The organism is Bacillus sp. FSL K6-1006 (assembly GCF_038593175.1).
GTDB lineage: Bacteria > Bacillota > Bacilli > Bacillales > Bacillaceae > Bacillus > Bacillus safensis.
This window is the reverse complement of record NZ_CP151970.1, coordinates 2,891,438-2,908,747: the sequence shown is the minus strand read 5'-3', so window position 1 is coordinate 2,908,747 and position 17,310 is coordinate 2,891,438. Positions and strand designations below refer to the sequence as shown.

15 protein-coding genes are annotated in these 17,310 nt (G+C 41.7%); 2 read left to right on the top strand and 13 right to left on the bottom strand.

The features are described 5' to 3' along the window. Positions 1 to 5 precede the first annotated feature (5 nt). The 4 genes from NSS65_RS15240 to NSS65_RS15225 are packed head-to-tail and all read right to left on the bottom strand — an operon-like array spanning position 6 to position 4,651. Positions 6 to 1,484 carry a Na+/H+ antiporter subunit D gene (locus tag NSS65_RS15240; protein WP_070325967.1) on the bottom strand — a complete coding sequence of 493 codons (1,479 nt, stop codon included), beginning with the start codon at positions 1,482 to 1,484 and terminating at the stop codon, positions 6 to 8. Beyond that, positions 1,477 to 1,818, bottom strand: a complete 342-nt coding sequence (locus NSS65_RS15235; RefSeq protein ID WP_024423316.1) for a Na(+)/H(+) antiporter subunit C — start codon at positions 1,816 to 1,818, stop codon at positions 1,477 to 1,479. The genes NSS65_RS15240 and NSS65_RS15235 overlap by 8 nt, the downstream gene beginning before the upstream one ends. Next, positions 1,818 to 2,249, bottom strand: coding sequence for a Na(+)/H(+) antiporter subunit B (locus tag NSS65_RS15230; RefSeq protein WP_024423315.1), 432 nt, complete (start codon positions 2,247 to 2,249; stop codon positions 1,818 to 1,820). The genes NSS65_RS15235 and NSS65_RS15230 overlap by 1 nt, the downstream gene beginning before the upstream one ends. Continuing rightward, a complete protein-coding gene (locus NSS65_RS15225) occupies positions 2,246 to 4,651 on the bottom strand; it encodes a Na+/H+ antiporter subunit A (protein WP_326135322.1) in 2,406 nt (801 codons plus the stop codon). The genes NSS65_RS15230 and NSS65_RS15225 overlap by 4 nt, the downstream gene beginning before the upstream one ends. A 218-nt stretch (positions 4,652 to 4,869) precedes the next feature. Here NSS65_RS15225 and NSS65_RS15220 point away from each other — a divergent pair, with 218 nt between their 5' ends. After that, the gene (locus tag NSS65_RS15220) at positions 4,870 to 5,079 is read left to right on the top strand and encodes a hypothetical protein (RefSeq protein ID WP_024423313.1); all 210 of its coding nucleotides are present in this window, start codon (positions 4,870 to 4,872) and stop codon (positions 5,077 to 5,079) included. Positions 5,080 to 5,153: 74 nt separating this feature from the next. Here the strand turns inward: NSS65_RS15220 and NSS65_RS15215 are convergent, their stop codons facing one another. From NSS65_RS15215 to malK, 7 genes are all read right to left on the bottom strand, one after another. Then, on the bottom strand, positions 5,154 to 6,491 hold the full coding sequence (locus NSS65_RS15215; RefSeq protein WP_039181105.1) for a 2-hydroxycarboxylate transporter family protein: 1,338 nt from the start codon (positions 6,489 to 6,491) through the stop codon (positions 5,154 to 5,156). A gap of 176 nt (positions 6,492 to 6,667) precedes the next feature. After that, the gene (locus tag NSS65_RS15210) at positions 6,668 to 7,627 is read right to left on the bottom strand and encodes an ABC transporter permease (protein WP_065215230.1); all 960 of its coding nucleotides are present in this window, start codon (positions 7,625 to 7,627) and stop codon (positions 6,668 to 6,670) included. Next, positions 7,628 to 8,674 (bottom strand): ABC transporter permease, encoded by a 1,047-nt coding sequence (locus tag NSS65_RS15205; RefSeq protein ID WP_034282555.1) that lies wholly within the window; start codon positions 8,672 to 8,674, stop codon positions 7,628 to 7,630. After that, positions 8,667 to 10,202: an ABC transporter ATP-binding protein gene (locus NSS65_RS15200; protein WP_046313354.1), complete on the bottom strand. Its 1,536-nt coding sequence runs from the start codon at positions 10,200 to 10,202 to the stop codon at positions 8,667 to 8,669. Before NSS65_RS15200 ends, NSS65_RS15205 begins: the two co-directional genes overlap by 8 nt. A 159-nt stretch (positions 10,203 to 10,361) precedes the next feature. Continuing rightward, on the bottom strand, positions 10,362 to 11,444 hold the full coding sequence (locus NSS65_RS15195) for a BMP family protein (RefSeq protein WP_024425935.1): 1,083 nt from the start codon (positions 11,442 to 11,444) through the stop codon (positions 10,362 to 10,364). 394 nt (positions 11,445 to 11,838) lie between these two features. Beyond that, on the bottom strand, positions 11,839 to 12,546 hold the full coding sequence (locus tag NSS65_RS15190) for a response regulator (protein ID WP_048237316.1): 708 nt from the start codon (positions 12,544 to 12,546) through the stop codon (positions 11,839 to 11,841). Continuing rightward, positions 12,539 to 14,137 carry a malate sensor histidine kinase MalK gene (gene malK / locus NSS65_RS15185; RefSeq protein ID WP_024425933.1) on the bottom strand — a complete coding sequence of 533 codons (1,599 nt, stop codon included), beginning with the start codon at positions 14,135 to 14,137 and terminating at the stop codon, positions 12,539 to 12,541. Before malK ends, NSS65_RS15190 begins: the two co-directional genes overlap by 8 nt. A 186-nt stretch (positions 14,138 to 14,323) precedes the next feature. Between malK and NSS65_RS15180 the strand changes: the two genes are divergently transcribed. Then, positions 14,324 to 14,881, top strand: coding sequence for a YufK family protein (locus NSS65_RS15180; RefSeq protein WP_024423305.1), 558 nt, complete (start codon positions 14,324 to 14,326; stop codon positions 14,879 to 14,881). A 41-nt stretch (positions 14,882 to 14,922) separates the two neighbouring features. On the opposite strand, the gene NSS65_RS15175 is transcribed toward NSS65_RS15180, so the two are convergent. Both NSS65_RS15175 and NSS65_RS15170 read right to left on the bottom strand, forming a co-directional pair. Continuing rightward, positions 14,923 to 15,333: a thiol-disulfide oxidoreductase DCC family protein gene (locus tag NSS65_RS15175; protein ID WP_024425932.1), complete on the bottom strand. Its 411-nt coding sequence runs from the start codon at positions 15,331 to 15,333 to the stop codon at positions 14,923 to 14,925. A gap of 18 nt (positions 15,334 to 15,351) precedes the next feature. After that, a complete protein-coding gene (locus NSS65_RS15170; protein WP_268412738.1) occupies positions 15,352 to 17,253 on the bottom strand; it encodes a transglycosylase domain-containing protein in 1,902 nt (633 codons plus the stop codon). Positions 17,254 to 17,310: the final 57 nt, after the last annotated feature.

The window sequence follows — 17,310 nt, the reverse complement described above, 5'->3', positions numbered from 1 at the left end:
TTCATCTACTCCTTCAGCACAGCTTGAATATATTTTTCTGGTGTAGAGAGCATTTCCGCTGCTTGATTGATATAAGGGGCAATGAACTCTGTCCCTAACCCAATGGCAAGCGATAAGACGACAAGCAGTACGCCAGGGTACACCATTCCTTTAATTGACGGCTTTCTTCTTCGCATATCCTGTTCCTCGCCCCAAAATGCGGACATGAAAATCTTCATAATAGAGTAGAGGACAAGAAGACTGGACAGTAAGATCAGGATAGAAAACGTCATGTGTCCAGCAGAAAATCCACCTTCCACAATTTTTAGTTTTCCAACAAAGCCACTCAGCGGCGGAATTCCTGCAAGCGATAAAGCCGATATGAAGAACATCCATCCTAATAGAGGCTGGGATTGAATCAGTCCGCCCATTTTTTTCAGTTGATTTGTACCAGCATACACAAAGAGGGCACCTGCCAGCATAAATAAAGCCCCTTTGATCACCATGTCGTGAATGAGATAATAAATGGCACCTTGGAGTGATGCAGGTGTGTTGGCTGCAAATCCAAACAAAATGACCCCAACAGCTGTGACAATGTTATAAATCACGATCTTCTGCACATCAGAATAGGCGATCGAGCCTATCACACCGAATATCACCGTCAGTGCGGCAAGCCACGCCATGAGTGTATGGGTGAAGCCTGTATCGTGTATAAAAATTAATGTAAAGACTCTGGCAATCGCATATAAGCCAACCTTTGTCAGCAAAGCCCCAAATAGAGCTGAAATCGCTGCTGGCGGCGCGTGATACGATCCTGGCAGCCAGAAATAAAGCGGGAAGATCCCAGCTTTTAAGCCGAATACAATGAGGAACAGGATGGAAATAACAGTGATTAGCCCTGTTTGCCCTGATTCAGCTATTTTCACACTTAAATCAGCCATATTGAGCGTACCCGTCACTGCATATAAACAGGCGACTCCGACAATAAATAATGCCGACGAGATGATATTAAACACAATATATTTGAGTGATTCACGAAGCTGAGGCTTTGATCCGCCTAATACAATGAGCATATAAGACGCCATCAGCAGTAATTCAAAGAATACAAACAGGTTGAAAATATCTCCCGTTAAAAAGGCTCCGCTCACGCCAGCTAACAAAAACTGCACGCCAGAATAATAGAAGAGACGCTCTCTTTCTTTCCCAATCGTTTGAAAGGAGAAGAGGACTGTCACAAGCCCGACAACGGAAGCGGTCAGTACAAGGAGTGCAGCAAATTGATCGGCCACAAGGGCAATCCCAAATGGCGCTTTCCAGCCGCCCAAATAAAGGGTTTGTATCCCATTTGTGAAAATCGTTTGAACCAAATATGCATTACATATAATGGCTGAAAGAGATGCCAAAACACTAAAGACTCTTGACAGCATGATGTTTTTATTCATAAAGATCAACAGTGTAGCAGCTAGTAATGGAATTAAAATAGGCAGGATCACGAGATTATTCATGCTGATCATTTCCTCTCATTTGATCCATGTCATCTGTTCGCAGCTCTTGGAAGGCACGGAAGGCCATGACAAGTAATAAGGATGTCACACCAAAAGCAATGACAATGGCTGTTAAAATTAATGCTTGTGGTAATGGATCTACATAGGATGTGAGCCCCTCTTTTAGAACGGGAGGCGCTCCTTTTTTTAAACCGCCCATTGTTAAAAGAAGCAAGTGGACGCCGTGACTCAAAACAGCAGTACCGACGATGACCCGCAGAAGGCTCTTTGACAGCATCAAATAGGTCGCCGCCATAAAAATAATTCCGACGATAATAGACATTAGAAATTCCATTATTCCTTCTCTCCAATCATTTGAATAATGGTCATGGTGACACCGACAACAACCAAATACACACCGATATCAAACAGGACGGCTGTCGCTAGTTCTGTTTTTCCTAAAAACGGTAATTGGAAATAATCAAATGCATGGGATAGAAAAGGTGCACCGAAAAGAAAGGATCCCATACCTGTCAGGATCGCAACGAGCAAACCGGCTCCAGTTACATAAATAAAGTCAAATGGCAAAATGCGTCTTACTGTCTTCAGATCATAGGCTAAAAGCAGAAGAACGACAGCCGCAGCACTCATCAGGCCGCCAATGAATCCGCCGCCAGGATTGTTATGTCCTGCAAGAAATAGGTGAAGGGAGAAAAGCAAGATGATGAATGCTGTGATTTTTGTTGTGACTTGCAAAAGCATATCATTCGTATCAATCTTTCTCATCGCCGCACACCTCTCTTCCGTTTTACTTGTGTTTTTAATAACCCATAAATACCAAGTGCCGCAATGGCGAGCACGGTAATTTCAAAAAGGGTATCAAAGCCCCTGAAATCTACAAGAATGACATTGACAATATTGTCACCGCCAGCAAGTTTGTAGCTGTTTTCAATAAAGTAAGTTGAGATGGTGTCAAGTGACTGCTGACTTGTGGAAGCGAAGGCTAGACAAGTGACAACAACCCCAACACCTAAAGAAATGATGAAATTGGTCATTTTGAATCTTCTCGTTTTTTGCTTTAAGCTCAGCTTCGGCAAATGATAGAAGCAAAGCAAAAACAGTGCGACTGAAATCGTTTCAATAATCAACTGCGTCAGCGCAAGGTCAGGTGCTCTGAAAATCACGAAGAATAGTGACAGCGTGTAGCCCATGACACCTAGAGCAATAATAGCTGTTAATCGTGAGCTTGCGAATACTGTGGCAATCGTCGCCGCCACCATCACAAGTGAAAGAATCACCTCATACGTGCCAATTGAGGCAGCCTGATCTGTTTGAAATGAAAAGGCCTGCTGATAAAACATCACGCCGCCAATGACGATAATCATGAACCCAAACACATAGACAAGATAGTCACGAAGAAAACCAGTCATATAACTGTTTGTCAGGCGGTATGAACCTTTTTCCAAACCGATAAGAGAGCGGTCGTATAAAGCGTTAAATGACCATTTTTCCTTAAAGATGTTGTATATAGGACGCCATTTTGAAAGCGTCAAGTAGCCGATTGTGCCGAGTACAACAACACCTATTGTCATATAGAGTTCTGGCTGGAAGCCATGCCATGCTCCAATTTTTACAGAAAACCGGCTTCCTGTTTCAATCGCTTCAGGAATGATCGCCGCAATTGCGGGTTCAATGACAGAATAGGCAAGAATATTAGGGAAAAAGAAGAAGGTGACCACAAGTGCAGCTAGAATGATGGGCGGAATGAGCATGCCGATCGGTGCTTCATGCGGTTTTTTCTCCAATTGGTCTATATTCAGACGGCCTCTAAAAGTTTTAAAGAGGAGCATCATACTATAAATGAACGTAAAGACACTAGCGAGCCAAGCGAGTGCTGGGAAGATGGCACCCCATGTTGAAACGTCCGTAAAGCTGATATCGGAAATCCGTATCATACTTGTGAAAAATAGCTCTTTACTTAAGAAACCGTTAAATGGCGGTAATCCGGCCATTGAAAATGTACCGATTAACGTAATGGTGAAGGTAATCGGCATGATCGTCATTAATCCGCCTAATTTCCGAATGTCACGAGTTCCTGTTTCATGATCGATAATACCAGCTGCCATAAAGAGACTGCCTTTAAACGTAGCATGGTTAATGAGGTGAAAAATAGCTGCAAGAACGGCTGCGCCAAAAAAGGCAGGATTGTTTTCATGAATCGCAGCTGCGCCGACGCCAAGCATGAGCATAATCATGCCGAGCTGACTCACTGTCGAATAGGCCAGAATGGCTTTCAAATCGTTTTGCCGGACGGCGTGGAATGATCCCCAGAATAATGTGACAAGTCCCACGATGGAAATGGTCCAGAACCATACCTCTGATATAGCAAAGATTGGACTGAAGCGGGCAACAAGATAAATACCGGCTTTCACCATCGTAGCAGAATGCAGATAACTGCTCACAGGGGTCGGTGCTTCCATTGCATCAGGCAGCCAGATATAGAATGGGAACTGCGCTGATTTCGTAAAGGCACCTAGTAAGATTAGGATCATGGCAGGGATAAAGTAAGGTGATGCCATAATGAGCTGAAGCTGATTCACTGCTTCACGAATACTGAATGAATCAGTAATCAGGTAAATGAGGATGAAGCCGCCAAGCATAGCTAATCCGCCAAAAACAGTAATAAGCAGTGATTTTGTTGCTCCATACCTAGAGCGGTCCCGCTTATACCAATACCCAATTAAGAGGAAGGAAGAGATACTCGTTAACTCCCAAAACAAGTATAGAACGACCATGTTGTCAGAAAGAACGACACCCAGCATCGCGGTCATAAACATGAGCAAATACGTGTAGAAAGAGCCAAGCTGTTCTTTTTCCTTTGATAAGTAGAAAATACTGTACAGCACCACTAGTGAGCCGATACCTGTAATTAATAAAGCAAATAACAGGCTGAGACCATCGACATACACAGTGAAATTCATCCCTAAAGATGGAATCCATTCAGCCTGTGAGAAAAGCGTTCGTCCATTCGAAGTGATGTGTAACATTTGGATGAAATAGGTAAATAAAAGAATCGGCAAGATGAGAACAAACCATCCTGTATGTATACGTCTCACATATTTGTAAAGGAAAGGTACAACAAAAGCGAGTAAAAAAGGTGATAGGATGGCGAAGTGAATAAGCTGCAAGAAAATGAACCTCCTTTGATCAATATAAATTCACGTTCTAAAGAACTGGTAATTAAAATTATAGCGTAAATACAGCCATAGTGCATTGGTTTGAAACGATTTCAAGCAAACTGTATTTGTTTTAGGTTCTTTTGACCACAAAATAATTTTATCAAAAATGATACTCATTGTATATTGTTTTGTTTTTCGTACATGCTTTTCTTAAAGGAGCTGATCAAATGAAACGAAAGATCGCCATCAGCTTAAGCCTATTCTGCACGATTTTAGGAGGAGCATTCTTGATCGACCGAAATGATCAAAAAAGGTGGCAGGCCGGGAGTGAATGGCCGCTGTTTTCTGAGCATCTTCTTCACATGAGCTATCAAGAAACCAAGCTGTATCCTTTTCAGCCCAGGGAATATTTACGAATTGTATTAGCTGATGAATAAGATCCTATAGGAGAAAAGAAATATAAAAAAAGCATGGGTCCATGTGAGAGCCCATGCTTTTTATGTGTGAATGTTTAACTAAACATTCTGAGTAAGATCGTTGCACAGATGACTGTTGCTGCTCCGCCAAGTCGTGTAGATACTTGTGCGAAAGGCATAAGACCCATTCTTCCAGAAGCTGAAAGAATGGCAACGTCACCAGTACCGCCAAGTCCGCTGTGACAGCCAGTGACAATAGCTGATTCTACTGGATACATGTTCATTAGTTTTCCAACGAAGTAACCAGAACCAACCATTGCGAGTACAACAGCGATACATACGCATACGAATGGAATGGAGATGACAGTTGCTACATCATCAAGTGGAATGTACAGAATACCGAGACCAACCATTAGCGGCCATGTAAAACTTCTTGATACAAACTTGTAGAACTGCTGTGAGCCATTTTGAAGATGCTGAGGCATCACGTTTAAGTATTTGATTAAAGCAGCAAGAACAATCATTAAGATTGGACCTGGAATATGAACAAAGCTTTCTAACAAACCACCAAAGATGAAGGTTGTACAAGCAACGAGTACACCAGCACCCATTAACCCGAAATCAACTTTTGCATCCATATCTGGCTGCTCGAAAATTTCGTTTGCTTCTTTAGATTTCACAAGACGGCCATTCCCGTTCAGTTCAGGACGTTTTTCACCAAGCTTTTTCATTGCGCCAGCACAGATAATGGCAATGACGTTCCCAATGACAGCCGCAGGAATTAATTGAGAAATTAATGACTCTGCTGACACATCAAGAATTTGTGAATAAGCGATAGATAATGGCAAAATCCCTTCACCAACACCACCGGCAATAATCGGTACAATAATAAAGAAGAATGAATGATGCGGTGTGTAACCAACTAAAAGGCCAACAAGGATACCAGCACTCACAGCTGCAATTGTACCTGCAACTAGAGGAACAAACATACGAATAAGGCCTTGTACTAAAACAGTTCGCTGCATCCCAAGAATACTACCTACTACAAGAGCAGAAATATAGAAGTAAAGGAAGTTCGACGTTTTCATAAGAGACGTAACCGCTTCCAATGAGTTCGGATTCAGAACATTAAAAAAGACCAGGAACGATGGTACGAATAAAGAAAGAATCGCCGGTCCACCAATATCTTTTAAGATTGGAATACGTTGTCCTACATCTCCAAGGAAAATCCCCAAAATCATAATAACAGCGAAACCACCAAGCATATTTGCTGGAATTTTATTAAAATAAGCGGCAGTTAAAATAATCGCTGCAAGTACTAAATACACAGGTAGATCAATAACACCAATTTTCCAAGACATGATCTTACGGAAAACGCTTTTATTATTGTCAGAATCGTCTGTAATCGATTTCAATTGTTGTGCATTAGCCACATAAACACCCCCAAATGCTATTTGTCTCAATTGTAGAAGATTCAATGACACTCTTCTATTTATTAAACTAAAATAAGTGTAATAAAAGTAAAATAAACAGGAATTTTTGAGTTTTTTATCATACAAAAATCCCCTGAAGATAGTTTGTCCTTCAGGGGATTGATCATACATCGTATTTATCGTTTTCCTTTTAGATAAGGCGTACCAAGTGCTTTCGGTGCATCGGCACGTCCGATGAAGCCAGTAAGTGCTAAAATGGTGAGCACATATGGTGCTATGAGCATATACACATTCGGTATATCTTGGAACAGCGGCAGGAGAGAGCCAATGATGCTTAAACTTTGAGCAAATCCAAAGAATAAAGCAGCGCCCATTGCGCCAAATGGATGCCATTTACCGAATACAAGCGCAGCTAGTGCGATGAAGCCTTGTCCAGTAATGGTGGCATGTGAGAAATCAAGCGCGATCGTTGAGGCATAAACAGCTCCGCCAAGACCGCCAAACAGTCCACTAATGAAAACAGCAATGTAACGCATCCGGTACACTTTGATACCCATTGTATCAGCTGCCATTGGATGCTCTCCGACTGCACGAAGACGAAGACCAAACGGCATTTTAAATAAAACAAACCAAGCAACAACCGCAAAAGCTAAGGCGAGTATGGACGTATAATAAACATCTTTAAAGAAAATATCACCAATGATCGGAATGTCACTTAAAAGGGGGATATCTCCTTTATAGAAAGGCTCTGTAATTTTATCAGTTTGTGCTTTTCCATAAATCAGTTTGACGACAAACAATGTAGCGCCAAGTGCCAGCATGTTAATCGCCACACCACTGACCGTTTGATCAGCTCGGAAGGTAATGGTCGCCACTGCATGAATCAGTGAGAACAAACCGCCAACAGCCATTCCGACGAGAAGCCCAAGCCACGGGGTCAAGGCTCCAAACGTATCAGCAAAAAATAAGTTAAAAATAATGCTTGAAAATGCTCCGACGACCATCAACCCTTCAAGACCGATATTGACGACACCTGATCTTTCTGAAAAGACGCCTCCAAGAGCGGTTAAAATAAGTGGTGCAGCATAAACAAGTGTAGCTGGGACGATGATTTCAAGTATTTGCAGAAATCCCACTTATTTCCCCCCCTTTTTCTTCATTTGTTGAATCACAAGACGGATAATATAGCTTGAGGCGACGAAAAGAATGATGATCGCAATGACAATATCAACAACCTCAGTCGGTACGCCTGATTCAAGCGGCATATTTAATGCACCGACCTTCAATCCACCAAGCAATAATGCAGCAAGGACAACACCAACAGCCGTATTTCCACCTAATAAAGCGACGGCAATTCCATCAAAACCTACGCCTGTAAACGAGCCTTTAATAGAAGCATATTCAAATGTACCAAGACCTTCCATAGCGCCTGCAAGACCTGCAAAAGCACCTGAAATGAGCATCGCATAAATGATATTGCGGCGAACGTTCATACCAGCATAATGTGATGCCTGCTGGTTCATACCAACTGCTCGTAATTCAAACCCTTTAGACGTTTTTTGAATAATGATCCACATTACGACCGCAGCAATAATGGCAACAAAAATACCGTTATGCATTCGGGAAAAATCAGTGATCTGCTCAAAAAATCCAGAGCGGAGCGACGCAGTGGCATCGATTTTATCTGTTTTATCTTTATTATCTGTTAAGACATTTGAGATTAAATAGTTTGTGACATGAAGGGCGATGTAGTTCATCATGATAGTAACGATGACCTCATGCACATAAAAACGAGCTTTTAAAAATCCAGGAATAAAGCCCCATAAAGCACCTGCAGCAGCTGCGGTGATGAGTGCAAGCGGCAGATGAATATACATAGGTGCATGGACAGTTGTTCCAATCCATACAGCGGCTACCCAGCCAACAAGCATTTGACCTTCTACACCGATATTAAACAGGCCTGTCCGAAATGCAAAGGCAACAGCAAGCCCTGATAAAATATAAGGTGTTACTTGTCTGATGGTTTCTCCCATATAATAGGTTTCACCGAAAACGCCATTCCAAAGGGCGCTATAGCCTTCGATGACACTATAACCGCTTGCCATCATAATAATGGCCCCAACCAAAAGACCAAGTACAATGGCTATAAGCGGAATCAGCAGATTTGTTAAGCGATTAGACATTTGCTTCTTTCCCCACTTCCTGTTGCGTACTTCCAGCCATTAATAGACCAAGCTCTTGCTCTGTTGTTTCTTTTGGATCAACAATGGCGACAATGCTGCCTTCGAAAATAACAGCGATCTTATCACTGACATTGATAATTTCATCAAGCTCAAAGGAGATGAGCAAAACGGCTTTGCCTGTGTCTCTTTGCTCGATTAGACGTTTATGAACAAATTCAATCGCACCAACATCAAGTCCACGTGTCGGCTGAGCGGCAATTAATAAATCAGGATTGCGGTCAACTTCACGGCCGATAATGGCTTTTTGCTGGTTACCGCCTGACAGAGCGCGCGCTTCTGTATATTCACTCGGTGTTCTGACGTCATATTCCGCAATGATTCGTTTTGCTTTTTGATAAATATTTTTCATATTCAATAATCCGAATTTTGAATAAGGACGCTGATAATACGTTTGTAAGGAAATGTTTTCTCCAATTGAAAAATCGAGTACAAGTCCATGTTTATGACGATCCTGAGGAATATGTCCAATCCCGGATTCGGTCACTTTACGAGGCGGGAGATTTTGAATGGCTTTCCCGTTTAGCATGATCGTGCCAGATTCTGATTTCTTTAGACCGGTAATGGCTTCAATTAATTCAGACTGGCCATTGCCATCTACCCCAGCAATTCCGACAATTTCGCCAGCCTTCACTGAGAGGTTCAACTGTTTGACCGCTTCAATTCCTCTGGCGTCTTTTACTGTGAGGTCTTGAATTTGAAGAACCTCCTCAGCAGGAGAAGCCGCTTTTTTATCTGTTTTAAATGACACTTCACGGCCAACCATGAGGCTTGCCAGTTCGTCTTTATTTGTACTTGCCACATCAAGTGTACGAATGCCTTGGCCTTTTCGGATAATGGTCACGCGATGACAGGCATCCATAATTTCTTTCAGCTTATGGGTGATTAAAATAATGGATTTGCCTTCATTGATTAAGTTTTTCATAATTTGTATGAGTTCTTTGATTTCTTGAGGTGTTAAAACGGCCGTTGGTTCGTCGAAGATCAAAATGTCAGCGCCGCGGTAAAGTGTTTTTAAAATTTCTGCACGCTGCTGCATGCCGACAGAGATGTCAGATACTTTTGCGGCAGGATCTATTTTCAAACCATAGCGGTCAGAAAGCTCTTGTACTTGCTGTATGGCTTGTTCTTTGTCAATCTTTCCAAACTTCTTTGGCTCTTTACCTAAAATGATGTTTTCAGCGACAGTGAAGGTATCGACAAGCATAAAGTGCTGATGCACCATTCCGATGCCTAAATCACTAGCATCATTTGGACTAGAGATGGTCACAGGTTTTCCGTGTACCTTGATTTCACCTTTTTCAGGCTGGTACAGTCCGAAAAGCACGTTCATGAGCGTTGATTTTCCAGCGCCGTTTTCACCAAGCAGCGCATGAATTTCGCCCTTTTTTAGCTGCAGCGTAATGTTGTCGTTTGCTACAATGCCAGGGAATTCTTTGCGTATATTCAACATTTCAATGACATAATCCACAGGTTTAACCGCTCCTTTTTTAGGGTGCTGATGAAGATAAAAACTAGCAAAAGAAAAGCTGCAAAACGAGGCTGCAGCTTTTCTTTTACCACCTTTTACGAATAAAGAGGAGGTAAAGGAGAGGCAAGGGGATAAGGCGCGCTTATCCCGCTGCTCAAATTAAGCTTTAAAATCTTTTAGTTCATCACGTGTTGCAGGGATTTTCACTTCACCCTTGATAATTTTTTGTTTCCATTCTTCAACTTTCTTTAATACATCTTTATCAAGGTTTTCCTTAGATGGAGAGATGTCAAGAGCGCCTTCTTTCAGACCGTATGTGATCACTTCACCGCCAGGGAACTTACCTTCTTTTGCTTTCGTTGTTAAGTCTTGTACCGCTGTGTCTACTTTCTTAACCATAGAAGTAAGGGTGACACTTTGTTTTGTTCCAGGTACTTTTCCTTCGTCATACTGGTCTTTATCTACACCGATAACCCAAACTTTACGGTTAGGATCTGCTTTTTTCAGGTTTTTCGCTTCTGTGAAGACACCAGTTCCAGTGCCGCCAGCAGCATGATAGATGATGTCGACGCCAGATTTGTACATGCTTTCAGCTGTTGCTTTCCCGATGTCAGCCTTATCGAATGCACCGGCATATTTCACTTCAACTTTTGCTTTCGGATTAGCTGCTTCAACACCTGCGCGGAAGCCAACTTCGAATTTTCTGACTAATTCAGAATCAACGCCGCCTACGAATCCAATTTTGTTTGATTTTGTAGAAAGAGCAGCCGCAACACCCACAAGGAATGATCCTTCGTTTTCGTTAAATACAATGCTGGCTACGTTGTCTTTTTTCACGACTGCATCAACGATCGCAAAGTGGTTTTTCTTACGTTGATCCGCAATTTCAGAAATAGCATCTTCCATTAAGAAACCAATTCCGTAAATCAAGTCGAATTTCTCACGAGCAAGTGTGTTTAAGTTTGTTGTATAGTCAGCATCTGATTTAGATTGTAAGTAATCAAAGCCGTTTTTACCTTTTTTTAGATTGTTGTCTTTCCCAAATGCTTGTAAACCTTCCCAAGCTGATTGGTTAAACGATTTGTCATCGACACCACCGACATCAGTTACCATTGCAACAGTGAATTGATCTTTATCTTTTTTGCTTTCACCGCTGTTTGAGCCAGAGTTGCCGCATGCTCCAAGGATGGTTCCTGCTGCTACGACTAAGGACAATGCTAGTCCAATTTTGCGCTTCTTCAAAACATAACCCCCTATAAAATTTAAAAGTTTCAGAAAAGTCTCGCGAAAAAAGACCGAACTATCACTTCTCACCCTTCTGAAGAGGGTATTTTATCCTGCTTTCTCATGAAACTTATGGAGGGCAGGAGAGAAGATGTAAGACATCAGACTTATATCTCGTTGAACTAATCAATCATAATTTATCATTTCCGATCGAATAAATAAATAGAAATTTGTTTTATTTTTAAAAAAATGTTAAATGGGTTTATTTGATGTCTTTTTATCTGCTGAAATATGATATAATGCCGCTTTTGTGATGTGCTCCGCTACAGCAGAACTACTGATATCAAGGGGTTTGTTACATCGTATGCCATAAAAAAACATCTGGCCTTTGTGAAAGGTCAGATGTAGTATTTTAAAGATATTGCTGAATCAAATTCATATTGCTCGTGTTCAGTTTATATTGGAAAACAGGACGTCCAATTGTCCCATATGCCATTTCAACATCCACCACTTCGATATCCTCAAGGAACTTCAAGTATTTTCTAATGGAGACTTGAGAGATTTCTGTATGATTGGCTAGGTCTTCAGTTGTGAAAGCCTGATGGCCAAATGATTGAATGCTTGTCCAGATGAGTTTAAGTGTGCTTTTGGTCAGTCCTTTTGGCAAGAGGACTTTTTCCGCCTCTGCTTTTTTATGAAAAAGCTTCGCATCTAAATCATTTTGCGAAATGCTGTTCATGGATTGATACAGGGCGTGTTTCCGTTTGTACTCTGCCAGTGCTGATTGGAATCGTTCGAACTCAAAAGGCTTAATTAAATAATCAACTGCTCCGTTTCGCATCGTTTGCTGTACAACATCGACTTCATTTGCAGCCGAAATGACAATGACATCAACGGCATGATTTTGCTGGCGAATTTCTGTTAGTAATGCCAGTCCATTTTGACCAGGCATATAAATATCGAGCAGGACGAGGTGTATGACTTCTGTTTTTAACACTTCAAGTGCCTGCTGAAAGGAGGTGGCAATCCCCTTTAACTCAAAGCCGTCGATTTGGGTCAGGTAGCGTTTGTTCAGCTCCCCAACCATTGGATCATCTTCTACTATTAACACATTAATCATGTGAATCCTCCTTTTGTTTATATGGAATGCGGAGACTAAAGGTCGTTCCTTCTCCTTTTTCACTCGTGACAATCATATGTCCGTTCAATTTCTTGATGCTTTGGTCAACGAAGTAGAGTCCGAACCCTCGGTCTTCTCCTTTAGTTGAAAAGCCTTGATCAAACATGATGTCTTGTTCTTCTTTCGTGAGACCAACACCTGTGTCCGTGATTTCAATGTGAAGCTGCTCATGGACGTATCTGAAGGAGATCGAGATGTTTTTCGTGTCAGTATGTGAAACAGCATCGAGTGCGTTATTTAACAAGTTGCCAATCACGGTAATGAGATCATGCGTCACTGCCGGGTCCTCCGTATTTGGCACTTGTGTGCTGCAAATAACCTCCAAGGCAGCGCCTTGTTCCCTGATATAGCTTTGTTTTCCTAGTAAAAATCCTGCTAAAACAGAGTTTTTCACATGGTTGATGATTTCATTTGTTTCCGTTTGCTGATAGATCGCAATATCTTTGATATAGGTGCCAAGGTCATCGTAGTTTTTGAGCTGAACCAACCCTAAAATGACATGCAGCTTGTTCATAAATTCATGTGACTGGGCACGGAGCGCATTCGCATACATTTTGACCCCGCTAAGCTGCTCAGCCAGATGTTTCACTTCTGTTTTGTCACGGAAGGTGGCGATGGCTCCGACAATTTCACCTTTTACCGTAATTGGCACTTCATTAAAGACGAGCTCCAGTCCATTCATTCTCACGTCACGATCAAGCAGCGGCTTGCGTGTTTCAATGACCTGTTTTAAGCCGCTTGAAGGGAGGAGAGTTTGAACATCTTGTTCTCTAGGATCAACCATAATGCCCATATTATGAAAGAGCCGTTTTGCCTCTGCATTGGCCAGTTTGATTTTACCGTGCTGATCGACGGCAAGAATCCCTTCTTTTGTTGATTCTAGCATGGCACTTCGTTCTTTTAACAATGTAGCGATCTCATCCGGCTCAAGTCCAAACATAATCTTCTTCACTTTTCTTGCCACAATGAGTGCTCCAATGATGCCAGATAGAAGGCTGAGTGATGTGACGAAGTAGAGTGGAAGTAAGCTTTGATGAATAATCAAGTCAATTTCCTTTAACGTAATCCCGACGGCCACAGCCCCAAGCTGCTTTCCATTTTGATCATAAACAGGAACAAAAGCACGCATGGATCTGCCGAGTGTTCCAGAAGCCGTACTAATATGTTCTTTTCCCTGTAATGCTGCTTTTTCATCACCGCCGGCAAACCGCTTTCCAATCTTCTGCGGATTCGGGTGTGTTTTGCGGATACCGTTCATATCCATGACGACAACGAATTCGGTTTTGGTGATTTGCTGAACACTTGTTGTATATTTTCGTAATGCGGAATATGAATGATTTTCTAATGATTGTGCGGTGATCGGTGCCTCTGCGACCATTTTGGCAGTAGAGAGAGCAATGTCACGTTCCTGCTGATGGATGTTCTTGGCTGTTTCCGACCATATCGTAAAGAATGTGATACAAAGGGAGATCAGGACAACGATGCACACAAAGATCGTCAGCCGTGTTTGCAGTCTTAAAGTTTTTTTCACGAGTATACCCCTAACGCACGATTTTTTTCGTAACAGTAATACTTTAACGGGAAAATGTAAGTTTGTGAAGGAATGTACGTGCAAAATCATAAATTTGAATTTGCTGTCAGTTTACTTTGAAAGCATCTTGTCAATCCGTTTTAAGTGAGCCATAATAAATGTGAGCTTATGAGAAAGGATCTATTTATGAAAAATACATATTTGACTGGATATTTTCCGCTGATTTCAATTTTACTATTCAGCTCTGCTTTTTCGATTTTCACAGTAGGTATCACAACTGATTTCTTGACTCAAGCAGGTATTTTAAAAGGAATGCTGGAATTTTTCTCAGAACAGGGCATCCGTCTTGCTCTCTTTGCTGCTTTTGCACTTGTTTATTTTATGATCTTATCTGCCTTAAAACTGATTGCAGATACGGTATTAGAGCTGGCGCTGCTCTTTTTCGCTAAGGACCCTGAAGGGGAGAACTTAAAGAAAATTCGGATTGCATCCGTTGTTTATTTATTTGCCAGCTTGCTAGCATTTCTGTTGACGCAGCAGCTCATTCTGCTTGTTGGACTTTTTGCATTAGCAAGTCTTGTCTATTTTATCTGGGTTGTGGTTCGCATTTATCAATCGCTTTCTATGCTGAATTTGATTGGGTTTATGATGTTTATTCTGCTGTTTTGGGCGACGTTTTTGATCGGTATTTTGTACTTATTTATTAAGCTTTATAACAGTGTGATGGCAAGTCTGCCTTCATAAGCAGACAAAGAAAGCATCCTCCAATGATGAGGATGCTTTTTTTATGAAAGAAACCGCTTTTGAATATCGGGTGTAGGCATCATACAAGATGTTTTTTGACCAAACCATTTATAGCGATTTTTTGCCATCAGCTGATAAAACCAATCACGGATTGGGCGAGGTATGGCAAGGAGTAAAAAGCTCCATCTGTAGATTCCTTTTAAATGCCGCGCGGCTTTTAAGATGCCTGTCGATTTCGTATACAGGGTCCCTTTTTCGATATAAATGAATGAATTGAACTCATCTAAAGGCAAACCGTTTTCCTTTAAAATACGCTGCCCTGTATCTGATTGTAATGAAGCGAACATCATCCGTTCATTCGGATCGCGCTTAATCACAAACTGAACAGCGCCGCTGCACACGTTGCAGACACCGTCAAATAAAATTAAATGGGGTGGATGTGTTGAATGCATCGCAATCAAACCTCCTGTTTATCTGGCGTATTGCATCGTATTTTTCCAAATACGTAAGTGCGGGCTTGAATTGTAAATCGATTCGACCGTTCCTCTATCTCTTCCGACCCAGACACCCATTGTGTACTGATCTGTCAGTCCCACAAACCAAATATCTTTGTAGTCATTGGATGTCCCTGTTTTACCACCGATGTAAGGGGAATTGAAATTCGCTTTTTTCCCTGTCCCACTTTTCACAACGGAGGTAAGCAGCTTACGCATCGTTTCATTTGTACGCTGAGAATATACTTGCTTTGGCGACTCTTTCCACTTGTAAAGGGTCTTACCGTTTAAGTCTGTCACTTTTGTGATCGAATGACTTTGTGTGTAGGCTCCTTGGTTGCCAAAGACGGTATATGCATCTGTTATTTCTAGCGGTGAGAAGCCTTTCGTAAATCCGCCAAGTGCAGAAGGAAGGCGGTAATCATCCGCTACAATATGCTCAAATGAGAACTTCTCTAAATAGCTGAAGCCTTTTTTGACACCTACTGTATCCAGCATTCGGATCGCAGGGGTATTGTAAGAATGTTTAAAGGCTGTTTCAAGTGTAACTGTTCCATACGTTTTATGATTATAGTTCTGCGGACAGTATCCGCTGCTGCAAAACTTGCCGGCACTGATGGTGCTTGAAGCCGTTGCGCCGGTTTGATCAATATAAGGTGCATAGTCTAAAAGCGGTTTAATTGCAGAACCAGGCTGTCTTTGCGCTTGATAAGCGTAGTTAAAATCAAATTTCTTATAGTTTTTCCCGCCAGCAAGTGCAACAATTTGATGCGTTTCATGATTAATGACGGCTGATCCGCCTTCCACACCTTGGTAAGGCAATTGAGCATTGAGCTGATAGACGGCTCTTTGCTGTAAGGAAGGATCAAGCGCCGTATAAATTTTCACACCATCCTGGAGCAGGGCACTGACCTTTTCAGATAATTCTTTTTGAATCGCCTTTTTCGCTTCAGTTGTTTTGGCTTTCTTCAATCGTTTTGTAAAGCCCTCCTGATCAGACACAAGATCGGTAAACTCTTCATTGGCATATGTCACATAGTCAGGGTATAGGTTTTTCTTTTCACTTAAAGAAAGGCTGATTTTTTCTTTGACGGCTTTTTTGTATTGCTTTTTGGTGATGACGCCATCTTTCTTCAAAATACCAAGCAGTCGTTCTTGGCGTTTCTTTGTGTGCTTGAACTGCTTTAATGGGTCATACAGTGTTGGGTTGTTTGGAATAGCAGAGATAAATGCCATTTGTGCAAGTGTTAAAGAACTAAGCGGCTTATCAAAATAGTAATTAGCCGCAGAACCGACACCGTAAACACCATTACTGAAATAAATCGTATTTAAATAGCTTTCGAGAATTTCATCCTTCGAGAATTTTCGCTCAAGTTCATAGGAATAGAGCAGCTCTGTAAACTTTCGGCTGAATGAACGTTCATGGCTTAAATATAAGTTGCGGGACAGCTGCTGTGTGATCGTACTCGCTCCTTGGCTGATGCCATGGTTTTTGACATTTGCAGCAAGGGCACGAACAACCCCCATAAAGTCAATTCCCTTATGGTCATAAAAGTTGCGGTCCTCTGAACGAAGGAACAGCTCCTTCACAGGTTCAGGGATTTTATCGTATTTCACGAACACCCGGTTCTCATCATTTGAGACGATCTCGGAGATAAGAGAACCATCCCGGTCATACATATAACTGTTTTGGGAAAAATCTATCTTTTCCAGCTTGATTTTTTGATCAAGCACTTCGTTAACAGGCTTTACACTTGCAGCTTCTTCCTTTGATAGATAAAAAGTCAGAACAAATAGTGGGATGAGGGCAGCAAGTAATAACCAACCAATGATTGCACGAAACATGAGGTCACTCACTTTCTTCAATTTTCTAGCCATATCGTACCATTCTTTTGCGAATACGAGAAGGTTATTTTTAGAAAAGAATGGGCGTGA

Bases quoted from the DNA above. Each gene is read 5' to 3' on its own strand.
- NSS65_RS15240 (WP_070325967.1), bottom strand. From the start codon at position 1,484: ATGAATAATCTCGTGATCCTGCCTATTTTAATTCCATTACTAGCTGCT.
- NSS65_RS15235 (WP_024423316.1), bottom strand. From the start codon at position 1,818: ATGGAATTTCTAATGTCTATTATCGTCGGAATTATTTTTATGGCGGCG.
- NSS65_RS15230 (WP_024423315.1), bottom strand. From the start codon at position 2,249: ATGAGAAAGATTGATACGAATGATATGCTTTTGCAAGTCACAACAAAA.
- NSS65_RS15220 (WP_024423313.1), top strand. From the start codon at position 4,870: ATGAAACGAAAGATCGCCATCAGCTTAAGCCTATTCTGCACGATTTTA.
- NSS65_RS15205 (WP_034282555.1), bottom strand. From the start codon at position 8,674: ATGTCTAATCGCTTAACAAATCTGCTGATTCCGCTTATAGCCATTGTA.
- NSS65_RS15190 (WP_048237316.1), bottom strand. From the start codon at position 12,546: ATGATTAATGTGTTAATAGTAGAAGATGATCCAATGGTTGGGGAGCTG.
- NSS65_RS15180 (WP_024423305.1), top strand. From the start codon at position 14,324: ATGAAAAATACATATTTGACTGGATATTTTCCGCTGATTTCAATTTTA.
- NSS65_RS15175 (WP_024425932.1), bottom strand. From the start codon at position 15,333: ATGCATTCAACACATCCACCCCATTTAATTTTATTTGACGGTGTCTGC.
- NSS65_RS15170 (WP_268412738.1), bottom strand. From the start codon at position 17,253: ATGGCTAGAAAATTGAAGAAAGTGAGTGACCTCATGTTTCGTGCAATC.